This is a genomic window from Sphaerisporangium corydalis (assembly GCF_025506355.1).
GTDB lineage: Bacteria > Actinomycetota > Actinomycetes > Streptosporangiales > Streptosporangiaceae > Sphaerisporangium > Sphaerisporangium corydalis.
Window position 1 is genome coordinate 46,992 of the sequence record NZ_JANZYP010000005.1, and the last position, 15,557, is coordinate 62,548.

Annotated in this window: 12 protein-coding genes; 9 read left to right on the forward strand and 3 right to left on the reverse strand. The window is 66.5% G+C overall.

Going from position 1 to position 15,557, the window contains the following annotated elements; all coding sequences use genetic code 11:
• Positions 1-72: 72 nt before the first annotated feature.
• Complete coding sequence (locus tag NYZ98_RS05415) at positions 73-444, reverse strand: MarR family winged helix-turn-helix transcriptional regulator (protein WP_262841364.1); 372 nt, start codon at positions 442-444, stop codon at positions 73-75.
• A gap of 85 nt (positions 445-529) precedes the next feature.
• Between NYZ98_RS05415 and NYZ98_RS05420 the strand changes: the two genes are divergently transcribed.
• The 5 genes from NYZ98_RS05420 to NYZ98_RS05440 all read left to right on the forward strand — a co-directional run bounded on the left by NYZ98_RS05420 (position 530) and on the right by NYZ98_RS05440 (position 5,115).
• Positions 530-1,966 carry an MFS transporter gene (locus tag NYZ98_RS05420; RefSeq protein ID WP_262841365.1) on the forward strand — a complete coding sequence of 479 codons (1,437 nt, stop codon included), beginning with the start codon at positions 530-532 and terminating at the stop codon, positions 1,964-1,966.
• A 205-nt stretch (positions 1,967-2,171) separates the two neighbouring features.
• Positions 2,172-2,852: an AMIN-like domain-containing (lipo)protein gene (locus NYZ98_RS05425; protein WP_262841366.1), complete on the forward strand. Its 681-nt coding sequence runs from the start codon at positions 2,172-2,174 to the stop codon at positions 2,850-2,852.
• Positions 2,853-2,885: 33 nt separating this feature from the next.
• Positions 2,886-3,239 (forward strand): cupin domain-containing protein, encoded by a 354-nt coding sequence (locus NYZ98_RS05430; protein ID WP_262841367.1) that lies wholly within the window; start codon positions 2,886-2,888, stop codon positions 3,237-3,239.
• A 31-nt stretch (positions 3,240-3,270) separates the two neighbouring features.
• Entirely contained in the window at positions 3,271-4,350 is a 1,080-nt protein-coding gene (locus NYZ98_RS05435; protein ID WP_262841368.1) for an adenosine deaminase, read from the forward strand.
• 144 nt (positions 4,351-4,494) lie between these two features.
• Entirely contained in the window at positions 4,495-5,115 is a 621-nt protein-coding gene (locus NYZ98_RS05440) for a hypothetical protein (RefSeq protein ID WP_262841369.1), read from the forward strand.
• Between the two features lie 18 nt (positions 5,116-5,133).
• Here NYZ98_RS05440 and NYZ98_RS05445 read toward each other — a convergent pair whose 3' ends face one another.
• Entirely contained in the window at positions 5,134-6,765 is a 1,632-nt protein-coding gene (locus NYZ98_RS05445; RefSeq protein ID WP_262841370.1) for a phospho-sugar mutase, read from the reverse strand.
• An 8-nt stretch (positions 6,766-6,773) separates the two neighbouring features.
• Positions 6,774-7,577, reverse strand: a complete 804-nt coding sequence (locus NYZ98_RS05450; protein ID WP_262841371.1) for a purine-nucleoside phosphorylase — start codon at positions 7,575-7,577, stop codon at positions 6,774-6,776.
• A 586-nt stretch (positions 7,578-8,163) separates the two neighbouring features.
• Here NYZ98_RS05450 and NYZ98_RS05455 point away from each other — a divergent pair.
• Genes NYZ98_RS05455 through NYZ98_RS05470 form a run of 4 tightly spaced genes read left to right on the forward strand, consistent with a single transcriptional unit; the run spans position 8,164 to position 15,554 of the window.
• Positions 8,164-8,865, forward strand: a complete 702-nt coding sequence (locus NYZ98_RS05455) for a hypothetical protein (RefSeq protein WP_262841372.1) — start codon at positions 8,164-8,166, stop codon at positions 8,863-8,865.
• Positions 8,866-8,878: 13 nt separating this feature from the next.
• Complete coding sequence (locus NYZ98_RS05460; RefSeq protein WP_262841374.1) at positions 8,879-12,514, forward strand: LamG-like jellyroll fold domain-containing protein; 3,636 nt, start codon at positions 8,879-8,881, stop codon at positions 12,512-12,514.
• Positions 12,478-14,232 carry an RHS repeat domain-containing protein gene (locus NYZ98_RS05465; RefSeq protein WP_262841375.1) on the forward strand — a complete coding sequence of 585 codons (1,755 nt, stop codon included), beginning with the start codon at positions 12,478-12,480 and terminating at the stop codon, positions 14,230-14,232. Before NYZ98_RS05460 ends, NYZ98_RS05465 begins: the two co-directional genes overlap by 37 nt.
• Entirely contained in the window at positions 14,229-15,554 is a 1,326-nt protein-coding gene (locus tag NYZ98_RS05470) for an RHS repeat-associated core domain-containing protein (RefSeq protein ID WP_262841552.1), read from the forward strand. Before NYZ98_RS05465 ends, NYZ98_RS05470 begins: the two co-directional genes overlap by 4 nt.
• Positions 15,555-15,557 lie beyond the last annotated feature (3 nt).

Genomic DNA, 15,557 nt, shown 5'->3' on the forward strand with positions numbered 1-15,557 from the left:
AAACATGACTAACCCGTGTGGGCAGGTCTCGGCAGTGCGGGATCGGGGTGGCCTGATCGGCACCTGCCTCGGTCAGGGGGTCAGGGAGGCGGTCAGGATGGCGCGGTGGGTGGGGAGGGCGGCGCGGTGGCGTTCGGTGCCTGCCTCGGTGATCTGGACGAAGACGCCGCGGCGGTCCTCGGCGCACATGTTGCGGCAGACCAGGCCGGCCTTCTCCAGGCGGGAGATCAGCCGGGACAGCGCGCTCTGGCTGAGGTGGACGGCGTCGGCGAGTTCCTGGACGCGGTACTTGCCGTGCTCGGACTCGGCCATGCGGTCGAGGACCTCGAAGTCGCTGACGCCCAGCCCGTGCTTGTCGGCGAGCTCGCGCTCGAGCCGGCACCACGTGTTGGCGTGCCTGGCCAGCAGGTCGCGCCACGAGTCCACGACGTCAGGGTCGTCCATGACCGGACTATAGCATCACACGCATTATATGCACGCGAATTAATTGCTTGTGCATTGAATGCATGTGCATATAGTGTGGGGCTCCATGATCCCCTCCTCACAAGACGAACGATGGGACGCGCGCCTCTGGGGAGCGCTCACCGTGCTCTGCGCCGTCGTGTTCCTCGACGCCCTCGATGTCTCGATGGTGGGAGTGGCCCTTCCGTCCATCCAGGCCGACCTCGGCCTGTCCACCGCGAGCCTCCAGTGGGTCGTCAGCGGATACGTGCTCGGGTACGGCGGACTGCTGCTGCTCGGCGGACGTACCGCCGACCTGCTCGGTCGGCGCCGGGTCTTCCTCGTGGCACTCGCCGTGTTCGCCGTCGCCTCCCTGCTCGGCGGGCTCGTCGACGACGGCGGCCTGCTCATCGTCGCCAGGTTCATCAAGGGCATCAGCGCGGCCTTCACCGCCCCCGCCGCCCTCTCGATCATCACCACCACCTTCGCCGAGGGACCGGCGCGCAACCGGGCGCTGAGCATCTTCACCGCCTGCGGCGCCAGCGGCTTCTCCCTCGGGCTCGTCCTCTCCGGCTTCCTCACCGAGCTCGGCTGGCGCTGGACGTTCCTGTCCCCGGTGCCGGTCGCGATCATCGCGCTCGTCGCGGGACTGAAGCTGCTGCCGAAGCACTCCGGGGAGCAGCGCGCGACCGGCGGGTACGACCTCGTCGGCGCCGCCACCATCACCGGCTCGATGCTCCTGTTCGTGTTCGCCGTCGTCCAGGCGCCCGAGGCCGGGTGGGGCTCCGCGCGCACCCTGGGCAGCATCGCCGCCGCCGTCGCCCTGCTCGCGCTGTTCGTCACCGTGGAGCTGCGCGTCAAGCATCCGCTGGTCCGGCTGGCCATCCTGCGGTCCGGGCCGCTCGTCAGGGCCAACCTGGGACTGGTGATCCTCTTCGGGTCCTACGTCGGCTTCCAGTTCGTCGCCATGCAGTACTTCCAGAACCTGCTGGGCTGGTCCGCCCTGCACACCGCCCTGGCGTTCCTCCCGGCCGGCCTGCTGGTCGCCCTCACCTCCACCAAGATGGGCGACCTGGCCGACCGGTTCGGCACGGCCCGGCTGATCGTCATCGGATCGGTCGCCCTGGCCGCCGGATACGCGGTCTTCCTGGGCGCCGGCACCCACCCGAGCCTCGCCACGATGATCATCCCGGGGATGCTGCTGCTGGGCGTCGCGTTCGCCCTGTCGTTCCCCTCGCTGAACATCCAGGCCACCGCCGGGGTCGCCGACGACGAGCAGGGACTGGCATCCGGCCTGCTCAACACCTCCGGCCAGGTCGGCGGGGCCCTCGTCCTCGCGATCGTGGCGGCCGTGGCGACCGCCGACGGGGGCACGGTCACCATGGCCGCCATCCGGTCCTCGTTCGCGGTCTGCGCCGCGATCGCCCTCCTCGGTCTGGGCATCGCGCTCACCGGTCTCCTGCGCGCCCGCGGTACGGCGACGGCCGTGCGGGACGACGACGCGAAGGTGCTGGAGACCATCTGATCTCCGTCCGTCCTCCCTTTCATGGCCCCCGGCGCGTGCGCGTGCCGGGGGCCTTCGCGGTCCCGGCGCCGGTGGCCTGCGGGTTCACGGTGTTTGCGACCCGGCGGTTCGGACACGTTTCCGGGATCCGGAGTTTCCCCGCGAACAGGTGAGGCAGTGTCGGCGTCATAGGGAGTAGAAGCGACAACCTGAGGAGCCGAGACCCATGAAAAGGATCGCCGCCGCCCTTGCGCCCCTCGCGCTCCTCGTCGCCTGCGGCACCGCTCCGGGCACCCCCACGCCACCGTCCTCGTCTTCGGACGCCACGGTCTCCGCGTCGCCTACGGACTCCGAGTCCCCGTTCCCTGTCCCCTCGGACTCCGGTCCGCAGTCCCCGGTCCCCTCGGCCTCCGGGTCGACGTCCCCGTCCGAGCCCGCCACCGGCACGCCGTCCGCCGGGACCTCCGAGCCCCCGCCCCCGACCGGCACCGGTCAGGTCGAGGTGAAACGAACCCCGGCCCGACCCCCCTTCGTCAAGGGCGCGCGCTCCGCCGCCCACCCGGGGTACGACCGGGTGGTCATCGACCTCCAGGGCCCGAAGACGGGGTACACCGTGGGCTGGGTGAAGCAGATCGTGGAGGATGGTTCCGGCGACCCCGTCGAGCTCAAGGGCGGGGCGTTCCTGCAGGTCACCATGACCCCGGCCGCCGCCCACACCGAGGACGGCAAGCCGACCTGGGGGAGGAGGCCCGTCCTGCTGCCCGGTCTCACCAACGTCCGTGGCGTCGTACGCTCCGGCGACTTCGAGGGCGTCGTCACCGTGGCCATCTCCCTGCGCCACCGCGCCGGCTTCCGCGTGATCGAGCAGTCCGATCCGTACCGCCTGGTCATCGACGTCGCCCACTGACGGCGGCACCCGGCGCCTCACTAGACTGGCCTGGTGGTACGCAAAATAGCGGGCGCGACCCGCATCCCGGTGCCGGGCGGCAAGGTCATCGACGAGTACGTCGGCCGTGTCAACACCGGAGACGACCAGGTGTCCATCGCTCACATGGTCGCCCCGGCCGGCTGGGAGGAACCGCCCCAGACGCCGGAGTTCACGGAGTACACCGTCGTGCTGCGCGGCACCGTGCTCATCGAGCACGACGAGGGGGTCACCCAGGCCGCCGCGGGCGAGGCCTTCGTGAGCCTCCCCGGAGAGAAGATCCGCTACACGGTGGGCCCGGAGGGCGCCGAGTACATCGCCGTGTGCCTGCCCGCCTTCTCCCCGGAAACCGTGAACCGAGACGAATGACCGGGGCGGCACGACTCCTTAGGATGTTCCGATGAACCAGCAGCCCACGCGCGACGAGATCCGCAGAGCCCCCAAGGTCCTCCTCCACGACCATCTCGACGGCGGCGTGCGGCCGGCGACGATCATCGACCTGGCCCGCGAGACGGGCTACGACCGGCTCCCCACCACCGACGTGGACGAGCTGCGCACCTGGTTCCGCGAGGCGTCCGACTCCGGGTCGCTGGAGCGCTACCTGGAGACCTTCGACCACACCGTCGGGGTCATGCAGACGCGCGAGGCGCTGGTCCGCGTCGCCGCCGAATGCGCCGAGGATCTGGCGAACGACGGCGTCGTTTACGCCGAGGTGCGGTACGCGCCCGAGCTGCACACCTCCGAGGGGCTGAGCCTCGACGAGGTGGTGGAGGCCGTGCTGGAAGGCTTCAAGGCGGGCTCTGCGGGCCGGAACATCCGGGTGGGCGCGCTGCTCACCGCGATGCGCCACCAGGCGCGTTCGATGGAGATCGCCGAGCTCGCCGTCCGCTACCGCGACGTCGGCGTGGCCGGGTTCGACATCGCCGGCGCCGAGGCCGGTTACCCTCCCACCCGGCACCTGGACGCCTTCGAGTACCTCCAGCGGGAGAACTCCCACTTCACGATCCACGCGGGCGAGGGGTTCGGGCTGCCGTCGATCTGGCAGGCCATCCAGTGGTGCGGCGCCGACCGGCTCGGCCACGGCGTGCGCATCATCGACGACATCCAGGTCGCCTCGGACGGCACGGCCAAGCTCGGCCGCCTCGCCGCCTACGTGCGGGACATGCGCATCCCCCTGGAGATGTGCCCCACGTCGAACCTCCAGACGGGCGCGGCGTCCTCGCTGGCCGACCACCCCATCGGGCTGCTCCGCCGCCTGCACTTCCGTGTCACCGTCAACACCGACAACAGGTTGATGAGTGACACCAGCGTGTCCCAGGAGTTCGCCAACCTCGTCGAGACCTTCGGCTACGGGTGGGACGATCTCCAGTGGTTCACGGTCAACGCGATGAAGTCGGCCTTCATCCCGTTCGACGAGCGGCTCGCGCTGATCAACGGCGTCATCAAGCCGGGCTTCGCCCAGCTGAAATGGCAGGCATGACCACGAACGACGTCGCCGGCCCGTAGCCCACCGAGGTGCTTCCCGCCCGGACCCGCCCGGTTCGGGCCGGCAGGCCGGAGCACTGTGGCGGAGGCGTTAGCGTGGTGACCGCCTGCTGAACGGAGAGGTATCGGTGAGCGAGCGGTGAAGCCAGAAGTCTTCCGGTCAAAGACCGCGTGGGTGCTCGGCTGGGTGTGGATGGCGTTCGCCGCCTTCAACGCCGTGGACCTGGTCACCCATGGCACGATCCCCTCGGCCCTGGTCGCCGGGGCGGTGCTCGCCGTGCTCACCGCCGCCGTGTTCGTCGGCTGCCTGCGCCCGGCCATCCTGCCCCGCGAGGACGGCATCCTGGTGCGCAACCCGCTGCGCAACGTCATGGTGCCGTGGAAGGCCGTCGACGGCATCCACGTCTCGCACTCGATCATCATCGAGTCGGGCGACGAGACCGTCCGCTGCTGGGCGCCCCAGTCCTCGGCGCGCGAGCGGGCCAAGGCCGTACGGCGCGGCGCCCCCAGCGTCCCGGCCAAGTCGGGCCGCTACCCGACGACCCAGCCCCAGGTCTCCAAGGCCGAGCAGGCGGCGGCGCAGGCCATGGCGGGCCGCACCCACGCCGACTGGGTCGCTCAGCAGCTCACCGAAACCGCGGAGAAGAAGTCCCGCACCGAAGGCGCCGACGGCCCGGCCACCACGACCTGGTCCCCCTCCGCCCTGGGCGCCGTCGCGGCCGCCCTCCTCCTGATCATCGCCGCCCTCATCCTCTCCTGACACGTTCCCGCGCGAAGCTCACAGGTTCAGGGTCGCCGAGAGGTCGGACTTGAGGGTGGTCAGGGCTTGTTCCGCTTGTGAGCGGGCGGTGGCCACGTCCCCTTCGGCCGGGACCACGACCTCCAGGTAGCACTTGAGCTTCGGCTCGGTCCCGGAGGGGCGGACGATCACACGGGCGCCGCCGGCGAGCCGGTAGCGCAGCCCGTCGGTGGGCGGCAGGCCGCCGCCGCCCTCGCTGAGATCGTCCACCGACAGGACGGCCAGCCCGCCGAGCGCCTCGGGCGGACGCGACCTCAGCCGCTCCATGGCGCCGGTGATGAGCGACAGATCTTCTACCCGCACCGAGAGCTGCGAGGTCGCGTGCAGGCCGTACCTCCTGGCCTGGTCGTCCAGGAGGTCCAGCAGGCTACGGCCCTCGCGCCTGGCTTGGGCCGCCATGCCCGCGACGGTCAGGGCCGCCCCGATGCCGTCCTTGTCCCGGACGGGCAGTCCCTGGTCGGAGCCCACGCTGTGCCCGAGCGCCTCCTCGTACCCGTACACCAGCCCGTCACCGGCCTTGACGATCCACTTGAAACCGGTCAGCGTCTCGGCGTACCGGACCCCGTGCGCGGCGGCGATCCGGCCGAGCAGCGAGGACGACACGATGGACGCGGCCACCAGCCGGTCCGCGCCCGAGGTGTGGCCGATGACCCATTCGCCGAGCAGGCCGCCGACCTCGTCCCCGGTGAGCATGCGGAAGCCGCCGTCCGGGAGCGGGACCCCCACGGCGCAGCGGTCCGCGTCCGGATCGTTGGCGATCACCAGGTCGGCGCCGACCTTCTCGGCGAGCCGCAGCGCGATGTCCATCGCCCCCGGCTCCTCGGGGTTGGGGAAGGCCACTGTGGGAAAGTCCGGATCCGGGGTGAACTGTGCCTCCGCGACCAGGGGCTCCTCGAAGCCGGCCGTCCTGAAGGCCCGCAACAGTACGGCCCCGCCCACGCCGTGCATCGGCGTGTACACGACCTTCAGCTCACGGGCGTCCCCCAGCGGAAGCCCGCTCACGGCGGCCAGGTAGGGCTCGACGATCGCCGCGTCGGTCAGGACCCGCCAGTCCTCCCCGAGGGGAAGCCCGTCCACCCGGCCCACCGCGTCGATGGCCGCCGAGATCTCCTCGTCCAGCGGAGGCACGATCTGGGCGCCGTCCCCCCAGTAGACCTTGTACCCGTTGTCCCGGGGCGGGTTGTGCGACGCCGTGACCATGACGCCCGCGTCCGCGCCGAGGTGCCGCACGGCGAAGGCGAGCACCGGGGTCGGCCAGTGGTGGCCCATGAGCGAGACCCGCAGGCCCGCCCCGGTCAGCACGGCCGCCGAGTCCTGGGCGAATATGTCGGACTTGTGCCGCGCGTCGTACCCGACGACGACGTGCTTGCCCGGGCCCAGCCGCCGCGCCAGGCCGGCGGCGGCGCGCATGACCGTCACCCGGTTCATCCGGTTCGGCCCGGCTCCCAGCTCACCCCTGAGCCCTGCCGTACCGAACTCCAGCTTGGTCTCGAAACGGTCCTGAAGTGCCGCGAGGTCGCCGGAGCCGAGGACCTCCTGAAGCTCGGCCCTGGTCTCCGGGTCGGGATCCTGCGCCAGCCACTCCTCGGCCCGCCGCACGAGCTCAGACATGACCGTCCTCACAGCTTGTCGACGACCTTGCCGAGCAGGACGCCCATGCGGGAGGCCGTGGCCCTGCCGACCTCCAGCACCTCCTCGTGGTTGAGCGGCTCGCCGACCAGGCCCGCGCCGGGGTTGGTCACCAGGGAGATGCCGAGCACGTCCGCGCCGGCCTCGCGCGCGGCGATGGCCTCGAGGACGGTGGACATGCCGATCAGGTCCCCGCCGAGCGTGCGGAGCATGCGGATCTCGGCCGGGGTCTCGTACGTCGGGCCGCGGAAAGCCACGTACACGCCCTCCGCCAGCGACGGGTCCACCTCGCGGGCCAGCGCGCGCAGGCGCTTGGAGTACACCTCGGTCAGGTCGATGAACGTCGCCCCGGTGATCGGGTTGGCGCCCGTCATGTTGATGTGATCGCTGATCAGCACGGGCTCGCCGACGCCCTGCGTCTCGGGCCGCAGCCCGCCGGCCGCGTTGGTGAGGATCACCGTGCCGACGCCCGCCGCGACGGCCGTACGCACACCGTGCACGACCGGCTCCACGCCCTTGCCCTCGTACAGGTGGGTACGACCGAGCAGGATGAGCGCCTTCTTCCCCGCCCCGGTCTCGACGACCCGGATCCTCCCGGAATGACCGGCCACGGCGGGGGCGGAGAACCCGGGCAGATCGGTCACCGGATGCTCGGAGATCGTCGTCCCGATGGCATCGGCCGCCGGAACCCACCCCGACCCCATGACCAGCGCCACATCGAACGAGTCGACACCCGTAAGGACCTTCAACGCACCCGCGGCTTCAGCGGCGAGTCCATAAGCCTCTTTGCTCACGAACACCGAGGCTACCGCCCCCCACGCCACCCGCCTACGCCACGCCCTCCACCAGGGTCGTGTGAAGGTTCTCCACTGGAGAGAACGGGGGGATACGAGCCTTCGGAATTCATCCGGTACATGGTCCGAAAACATCCATGGACATGAGCCAACATCGACGTTATGTGATCATCCTGTTTCGCGGAGTCGCTCAAAGGAGTTTTAGGCAGGGAATCCTCATTCCGCTGACGAAGCCGGAGTGTCAGCGTAGGCGTCCTTGACTCGTCACTTTACGTAATAGTACATCGCCATTGAGATGTGATGTACATCACCATTGTAGTGATCCCTTTCCCTGCATACGTTCCAAGTGGTCGCGAATGCGATCACTACGGGGATGTCATCAGGCCAAGGCCGGCCAGGCCGAGGCCGATTTTGACATGGGTATTTCGATGCGCTTATGGGGGTTGCGATGCGTCGTTCGGTAGCACGCCGGCGGCTAAGTGCCATGGTTGCTGTTCTTGGCGCTTTTGTGGTGCTCATGTCGGGGGTCGGGACACCGGAAGGGCTCACACCCATAGCATCAGCAAATTCCATTGAGCCACTGAATGTGCTCGCCACTGATGTGTCCACTCCTGTTCAGGAGATGGGTACGGCGGCTGGTCTTCCTCATTTGGTGTCGACGGCGGCGACCGCGGCGATGGTGAAGTCGCGGTCTGCGGGGTCGGGGGGTGGGGAGAGCGAGCGGCTTGAGGGTGCTCTTTCTTTGGAGCCGGCGAAGACCGGGGAGCCTGGTGATCCGGTCGTGGTGCCCGAGAAGGTGCTGAAGGATCGGGCGAAGCAGGTTCGTGACTACAACAAGGCGCACCCCGTGCCGGATTCGGCTACCAGTGCGGCCTCTGAACAGCGGCTTCTGCGCGCGGATGGCAGTTCTGCGGGCGCTCTCTCAGCGGGTCCACCGACTCTCCACTGGACCTCTCCGCCGAACAACAGCACCGTCACGTCCACGACTCCGATCATCGCCGCGTACGCCACCTCGGAGGTGGCCGACCCCCTGGATTGGGTGACCTACTGGTTCAACCTGTGTCCGGCTCCTGGTGGTGGTGCCGTCGATCACAGCAGATGCGTCTCCTCGCCGATGATCAGCAATAACGATGGCCCTCCGGCCGGTAGCTGGAAGGTGCCGGCGGGCGTGCTGAAGTGGGGGGACGACGCCGAGTGGTACGTCCAGGTATCGGATGTCAACACCGGCTCGTCGTTCTCCGCTAATCAGCGCCTCAGCGTGGTGGTCCCGCTCGTCGTTCTCCGCTAATCAGCGCCTCAGCGTGGTGGTCCCGCAACCCAGGATCAACGCGGAGCTTGCCCAGAATACGCAGGGTCGTGACTTCGATCCTTTGACCGGCAACTACACCTCGTCGACCGTCGATGCCTCAGTCCCCGTGACCGGTCCTCCGCTGAGCGTGATTCGGACCTATAACAGCGCCGATCCTCGTGTGGGTATCTTCGGTGCGGGCTGGTCGTCGCGGTGGGATACCAAGATTGTGGCGGAGCCGCTGACCGGGACACTGCTGTTTACCCGTCCTGATGGTTCGCAGGTTCGTTTCGGGGACAGGGGCGATGGGACGTACGCCTCGCCTGAGGGTTTGTTCTACACGCTCGCGGTGGTGAGTGGTGGTGGCTGGCGGTTGATGGACAAGTCTGCCATGTCTTATCTTTTTGATGTCTCAGGTCGGTTGATCAGGCTTACCGATGCGCGGGGGCGTAGCCAGGATTTGACGTACGGTACTGATGGCAGGCTTGCGAAGGCGACGGCCTCCGGTGGGCGTTCGCTGACGTTCACTTGGAGTGGTTCGCATGTGGCCACGGTGGCGACCGATCCGGTGAATGGGCAGGCTTTGACCTGGTCTTACACCTATAGTGCTGACAAGCTGACGAAGGTGTGCGGGCCGGGTAGTTCGCTGGCGTGCACGGTGTATGGCTATGGGGATGGTTCGGCTTATCGCAGTTCGGTGCTCAATGCTGTTCCGTTGCATTATTGGCGGCTGGGGGAGTCCGTGGACGCGGGGCCTTTTGTCGTGGCTGAGGACGAGGGGCTGGATCGTTCGTACGATGCTCAGTACAACGCGTCCTCGCGTGGTGTGGCCGGGGCGCTGGCTGGTTCCACGGATACTGCGGCGGGTTTCAGTGGGGGTTCTACCAGTTATGTGAGTCTGCCGGATGACACGTTGAATTTGCTGGGTGGGCAGCTGTCGGTCGAGGGGTGGTTCAAGACCGGTTCGTTTGGGACGATCTTGGGTTCGCAGGACAACCGGATCGACTGGAACATCTTCGCTAATTACGGGCCTGTGCTGTATGTGGGTAAGGATGGCAAGCTGCGCGGGAAGTTCAGTAGCGCGGGGACGCCGATCACCTCATCGGGGGTGGTGAACACCGGTGTGTGGCACCATGTGGCCTTGTCCTCGACCGGGAGCGATCAGACCCTTTATCTTGATGGTGTACCGGTGGGGACCAAGACCGGCACCGTTGATGAGAGCTTGCAGCAGTTCGCGCAGCTGGGTAACGGGCAGACCTCCACAAGCTGGCCGTCGACCACCACGAGCAACGCCCAGTTCCCCTTCACCGGCCAGATCGACGAGTTCGCGGTCTACGACAAGCCGCTCTCGGCAGCCCAGGTGCAGGAACATTACGCCGCACGAGTCGCAACCCCACAGCTCACCACGGCCACACTCCGCTCTGGTCGGATATGGGCGAACAACGTGTACGAAACGGTGAAGGGCCGACTGAAGACGCACACCGACGAGAACGGTGGTGCGTGGCAGATCGGGCTACCGACCCGGGAACCGAGTACCGGCCAAGAGGTCGTCACGGTAACGGATCCGCACAACGAGCCCGTCAAGACGGGATATGACTTCGCCCTGCAACGCGTGGTGTCAGTGACAGACGAGTTACTGAAGACCACATCTTTCGAGTACGACACAGGTGGATTCGTCGCCAAAATCACCGATCCCAATGGGAACGCCACGCAGGTGACCCATGACGCCCGAGGCAATGACCTCAGCGTCAAGAAATGCCGCTCGGCGAACGACTGCCAGACCACCTACTCGACTTACTACCTCAACTCTGCCGACAAATTCGACCCGCGCAACGACCAGATCACGGTGTTCCGCGACGCGCGCTCGACCGGTCCGACCAGCAACACGTACGCGACCACATGGGAGTACACGCCGTACGGGGAGAGGTCCAAGGAGACCACCCCCGCGACGCCGGACTTCCCCAGCGGGCGTGCGACCTCGTACACCTACACGGACGGTACCGAGGCGGCGATCGGCGGCGGCACCACGCCTGCCGGAATGCTCGAGACCGAGACCGACCCCAAGACCAACCAGCGGGTCTACGCCTATACATCAGCGGGGGATCTGGCGCAGGTCACCGAGCCGACGGGCCTGGTCACGAAGTACGGTTACGACGCGATCGGCCGCGCGGCGTCCCTCACCCAGGTCTCCGGCACCCAGAGCCCTGTCACGACCTCATACACCTACGACGACGTAGGTCGTAACTCGAAGATCACCGGATTCGGGGTGCGGAACGAGGTAACCGGCGTCACCCACACCCCTGAGACCCGTTACACCTACGACGACGACGGCAACAAGCTCACCGAGACCCTGGCCGACCTCACGGGCGGCGACCCCACGAGTACGACGACGCTCGAGTACGACACGTACGGGCGCCTGGAGAAGGTCACCGGTCCGGAAGGCGGGATCACGCAAACCGCCTACGACCACATGGGGAAGGTCGTCACGACCACCGACCCGGCAGGTGCCACCTACGGCTACGGCTATACCGAACGCGGCCAAACCGCTTCCATCACCTTGAAGGGCTGGACCGGGAGCCCCACGAATCCGGAGACCCCGCGCGACGTGGTCATGCAGTCGTTCTCCTATGACGACGGTGGCCGTCTCTTCTCGAAGACCGACGCGGTGGGCCGTACCACCCGTTATACCTACTTGGGCGATGACTCCCCGGCCGAGGAGATCGCTTACCAGGTCAAGCTGAACGCCTCGGACACTCGAGTCAACGTGGTGCTGAAATCCTCCACCTACGACGCCGCGGGAAACCTGGTCCGACAGATCACCGGCGGCGGCAAGACTCGGGTGGACTACGTCTACGACGCGGCCGGCCGGTTGACCTCCTCCACTCTGGATCCGACAGGGCTTGGCAGGAAGGCCAGCTACGTCTACGACGCCAACACCAACGTCACCCAGACGAGCAAGACGGCGACCGGCTCCACGCGCACTGAATTGGAGTCCTACGGCTACGACGCCGGAAACCGGCCCATCGAGAAGACTGTGGAGAACGGCGCCACCGATCTGAAGACCTCGTGGAAGTTCGACGACCGCGGCCTACCGACCGAGATCACCGATCCTCGGGGCAACGCTTCGGGTGCGACTCGGCTGGACTTCACGACGCTGGTCACCTATGACGCGCTCGGCAGGTCGATCAAGGTTCAGGGCCCGCCAGTGAAAATGGAGCGCAACGGTTCGGCTGCGGTCACCGAGCGGCCCACCGTTCAGAGCGGGTACAACACGGCGGGAGAGCAGACCCACCAGACAGCACCCGAGGGCCGGACCAGCGTCGTCAGCTACGACAAGGCCGGCCAGGTCACGGCGGTTACCGGGGCTCCTTACACACCTCCGGGCGGGACGGCCCTCACCCCGGGTACCTCCTACGGGTATGACGCGGCCGGCCGTGTCATCTCGACCACGGATCCGCGAGGCAACGTCTCCAACGTGACCTACGACGTGCTGGGCCGTACGGTTCGCGTCACCGATCCCCCGCCACTTCAGGGGCCGCTCGAGGTAACTGGGACTACACCTACACCCTCAGCGGGGAGCGGCTCTCCTCGACGGACCCGACCGGTGCCCGTATGGAGGCCACTTATGACGGGCTGGGCCGTCAGGTGACCACGACGCAGGTCGAACGCAAACCGACCGCGGTCGCGCTCACCACCAAGTCCGAGTACGACGACGCCGGCAACCTGGTCGCGGTGATACGACCGGCGGGCAATCGGAATCAGGCCACGGTCAACGCCGCCGGTGAAGTGGTGACGCAAACGGACGCGCTGACCCATTCCAATGCGTTCGACTACGATCTGGTCGGCCGGACGAACAAGGTCACCGACGCGCTGGGCAACGCGACCGTCGCCGAATACGACCTGGCTGGGCGAAAGACCGTCGTCAAGGACCTGAACCCCACCGGCACCGTTTTGCGCACGTACGGCTTTGAATACGACGCTGCGAACAACCCTGTAAGCCAGACGAGTCCCGAGGGTCATGTCACCCGACGGACGTTCGACGCCGGGAACCGGGTGACCCAGCTCGTGGAACCGGTGTCGGCAAGCAAGACGATCACCAGTTCTTTCGGCTACGACGCGGCCGATCGGAAGACACGCACCACTGACGGGCGCGGCAACGCCGTCATCGTCACCTACAACACTCTGGGCTCGGAGGAGTCGCGCATCGAGCCGTCCACCGCGGCGCACCCTGGCATAGCCGATCGGACTTGGACGTTCAGCTATGACGCGGCCGGAAACCAGGTCGGTGTGCTCCAGCCCGGTGGTGTGCGCACCACCAACACCTTTGACAACCTGAACCGGCTGGTGAATGAGGCGGGTACGGGGGCGGAGGCCGCCACTCAGGCGAATGCCTTCGGATATGACCTGGCCGGGCGGCGGACCAGTGCGGGTGATCTCAACTTCACTTTCAACGACCGTGGCCTGGTTCTCAAAACCGCCAAGACCGGTACCTCCGGCGACCTGTCGTCGTTCGGCTACGACGCCAACGACCGGCTGGTCCAGCGTACCGACGCCTCCGGAAGCGCCACCTTCACCTGGGACACCGCCGACCGGTTGAAGACGTTGAGTGACCCGGTGACCGCCACCACCCTGACCTACGGCTACGACAACGCCGACCGGCTGACCGGCATCGACTACGGCACCAACAAGCCCAAGCGGACCTACGCCTACGACCCCATGGACCGCCTCACCGGCGACACCCTGAAGACCTCCTCCAGCGCGGCGATCGCCTCGATCACCTACGGGTACGACCTCGACGACAATCTGACCACCAAGACGACCGCCGGCACCGCGGGCGCGGGCACCAACACCTACGCCTACGACCACAGCAACCGGCTCACCTCCTGGACCGCCCCCGGCGGCGCCACCACCGACTACACCTGGGACGACGCCGGCAACCGCACCCAAGCCGGAACCCAGACCTTCACCTACGACGAACGCAACCGCCTCCAGTCCGGCGGCGGCTCCACCTACACCTACACCGCACGCGGCACCACCGCGAGCCAGACCACCGGCAGCGTCACCAAGATGCTCCAGTTCGACGCGTTCAACCGGATGACCAGCGACGGGAACGCCGCTTACACCTACGACGCCCTGGACCGCATGACCAGCCGGACCCAGGGCACCACAACCAGCAAGTACCTGTACGGCGACTTCGGCAACGACGTGGTCGCCATGACCGATGCCGCCGGCGTCAAACAGGCCGGCTACAGCCGAGGCGTTCGCGGCGAGATCATCGGCATCTCCGACAGCTCGGGGCCCGCCTCGCTTTCGCCGACCAGCATGGCGACGTCGTCGGCACCTTCGGCACCACTGGCACCGCACTGACAGACTCGGTCGCCTACAACCCATTCGGCGAGGAAATCGCACGAACCGGCTCCAGGCACGACCTCGGCTACCAGGGTGAATTCACCGATCCCACCACCGGCAAAGTCAACATGCACGCCCGCTGGTACCAGCCCACCACCGGCACCTTCGCCAGCCGCGACACCGCCACGCTCGGTTCGGATCCCTCTGTTCAAACCAACCGCTACACCTATGGCAACGCTTCCCCCCTGACGAACACCGACCCCACCGGCCACGGCGCCTACTGCAGCAACTGCCCCGCACCCCCCGTCCAGAACATGCCAGGATATATGTGCACCAACGGCATCTGCGTCCGGCCAGACGTGACCGAAAGATGGTGGAACGACTACGTCAATTCCCCCGGATTCGACTACTACAACAACCCGCAACTGTCCGACGATGAGGTCAAGCGACTCGGATACAAGTACATGCCCAACGGCCGGCCCGTTGACCAACCGAACTTCTGGTTCGCCGACGAAGACGTACAGAACGCCTACATGGAACGCTGGTCCCCTCTGCTGAGCGATCGAGATCTTGCTTTTAATTGGGTGTCGGTCGGCGGAATGGACAGCATGGCAAAGATGCTTGAGGCTGCCAGGAAGAACGCCGGAGCGAGAGGTGGGGGTAGGCAGAGCGCGAAAAACAAATTCCAGAAAAAAGATGCGCGGATTCCCACGTGTGTATCGCAGGGGAAAAATCAGTATAACTGCCCGGATTTCCCATATTTCCGTTACTATATGTTCTTTCTCCAATATGAGAAGACCATCCTCTACGCGGCGAAGGAGCATGGGATCGATCCTGCGGCGCTGATGGCCACGCTCATTTATGAGAACCTGTGGCTTGAGCCGAAGACCGGGCCCATTGCACACTTGTTGCCCGGGGACTCTCATGGCGTCGCTCAAATGCAGATACCGACTGCCGACAGGCTACTGCGTAGGTATTACAAGAACACCTTGGCCAAGATATATAAGACGCCCGCAGAAATTAAGAACATGTTGATCGATAATATCCAGCTGTCTATCAGGTTGGCCGCCGCGTACATGAGGTACCTCAAGGAGACGTATCGCCTTCCTGACGGGCGAGGAGGTTCCCGTCCTCTCAATGACTGGAAGGCTGCCGTCGCCTATGCCATTACGCCTGAAGACTACGTCGCATGGAAGTCCGGGAAAATAAAGCCCAAGTATCCTGAGTGGCAGAAGCGAGAGTCCTATGTATACGGATGGGTAGGAGATGCGGCACGGGAGTATTGGGCGTGCCTAAAGGCACATTGCCATTATTATCTTCAGGATCAAGATCGGGATTAGTTC

What these genes read in the sequence shown, in the direction of transcription:
- NYZ98_RS05415 (WP_262841364.1), bottom strand. Translation starts at nt 444, where the DNA reads ATGGACGACCCTGACGTCGTGGACTCGTGGCGCGACCTGCTGGCCAGG.
- NYZ98_RS05420 (WP_262841365.1), top strand. Translation starts at nt 530, where the DNA reads ATGATCCCCTCCTCACAAGACGAACGATGGGACGCGCGCCTCTGGGGA.
- NYZ98_RS05425 (WP_262841366.1), top strand. Translation starts at nt 2,172, where the DNA reads ATGAAAAGGATCGCCGCCGCCCTTGCGCCCCTCGCGCTCCTCGTCGCC.
- NYZ98_RS05435 (WP_262841368.1), top strand. Translation starts at nt 3,271, where the DNA reads ATGAACCAGCAGCCCACGCGCGACGAGATCCGCAGAGCCCCCAAGGTC.
- NYZ98_RS05445 (WP_262841370.1), bottom strand. Translation starts at nt 6,765, where the DNA reads ATGTCTGAGCTCGTGCGGCGGGCCGAGGAGTGGCTGGCGCAGGATCCC.
- NYZ98_RS05465 (WP_262841375.1), top strand. Translation starts at nt 12,478, where the DNA reads ATGGAGGCCACTTATGACGGGCTGGGCCGTCAGGTGACCACGACGCAG.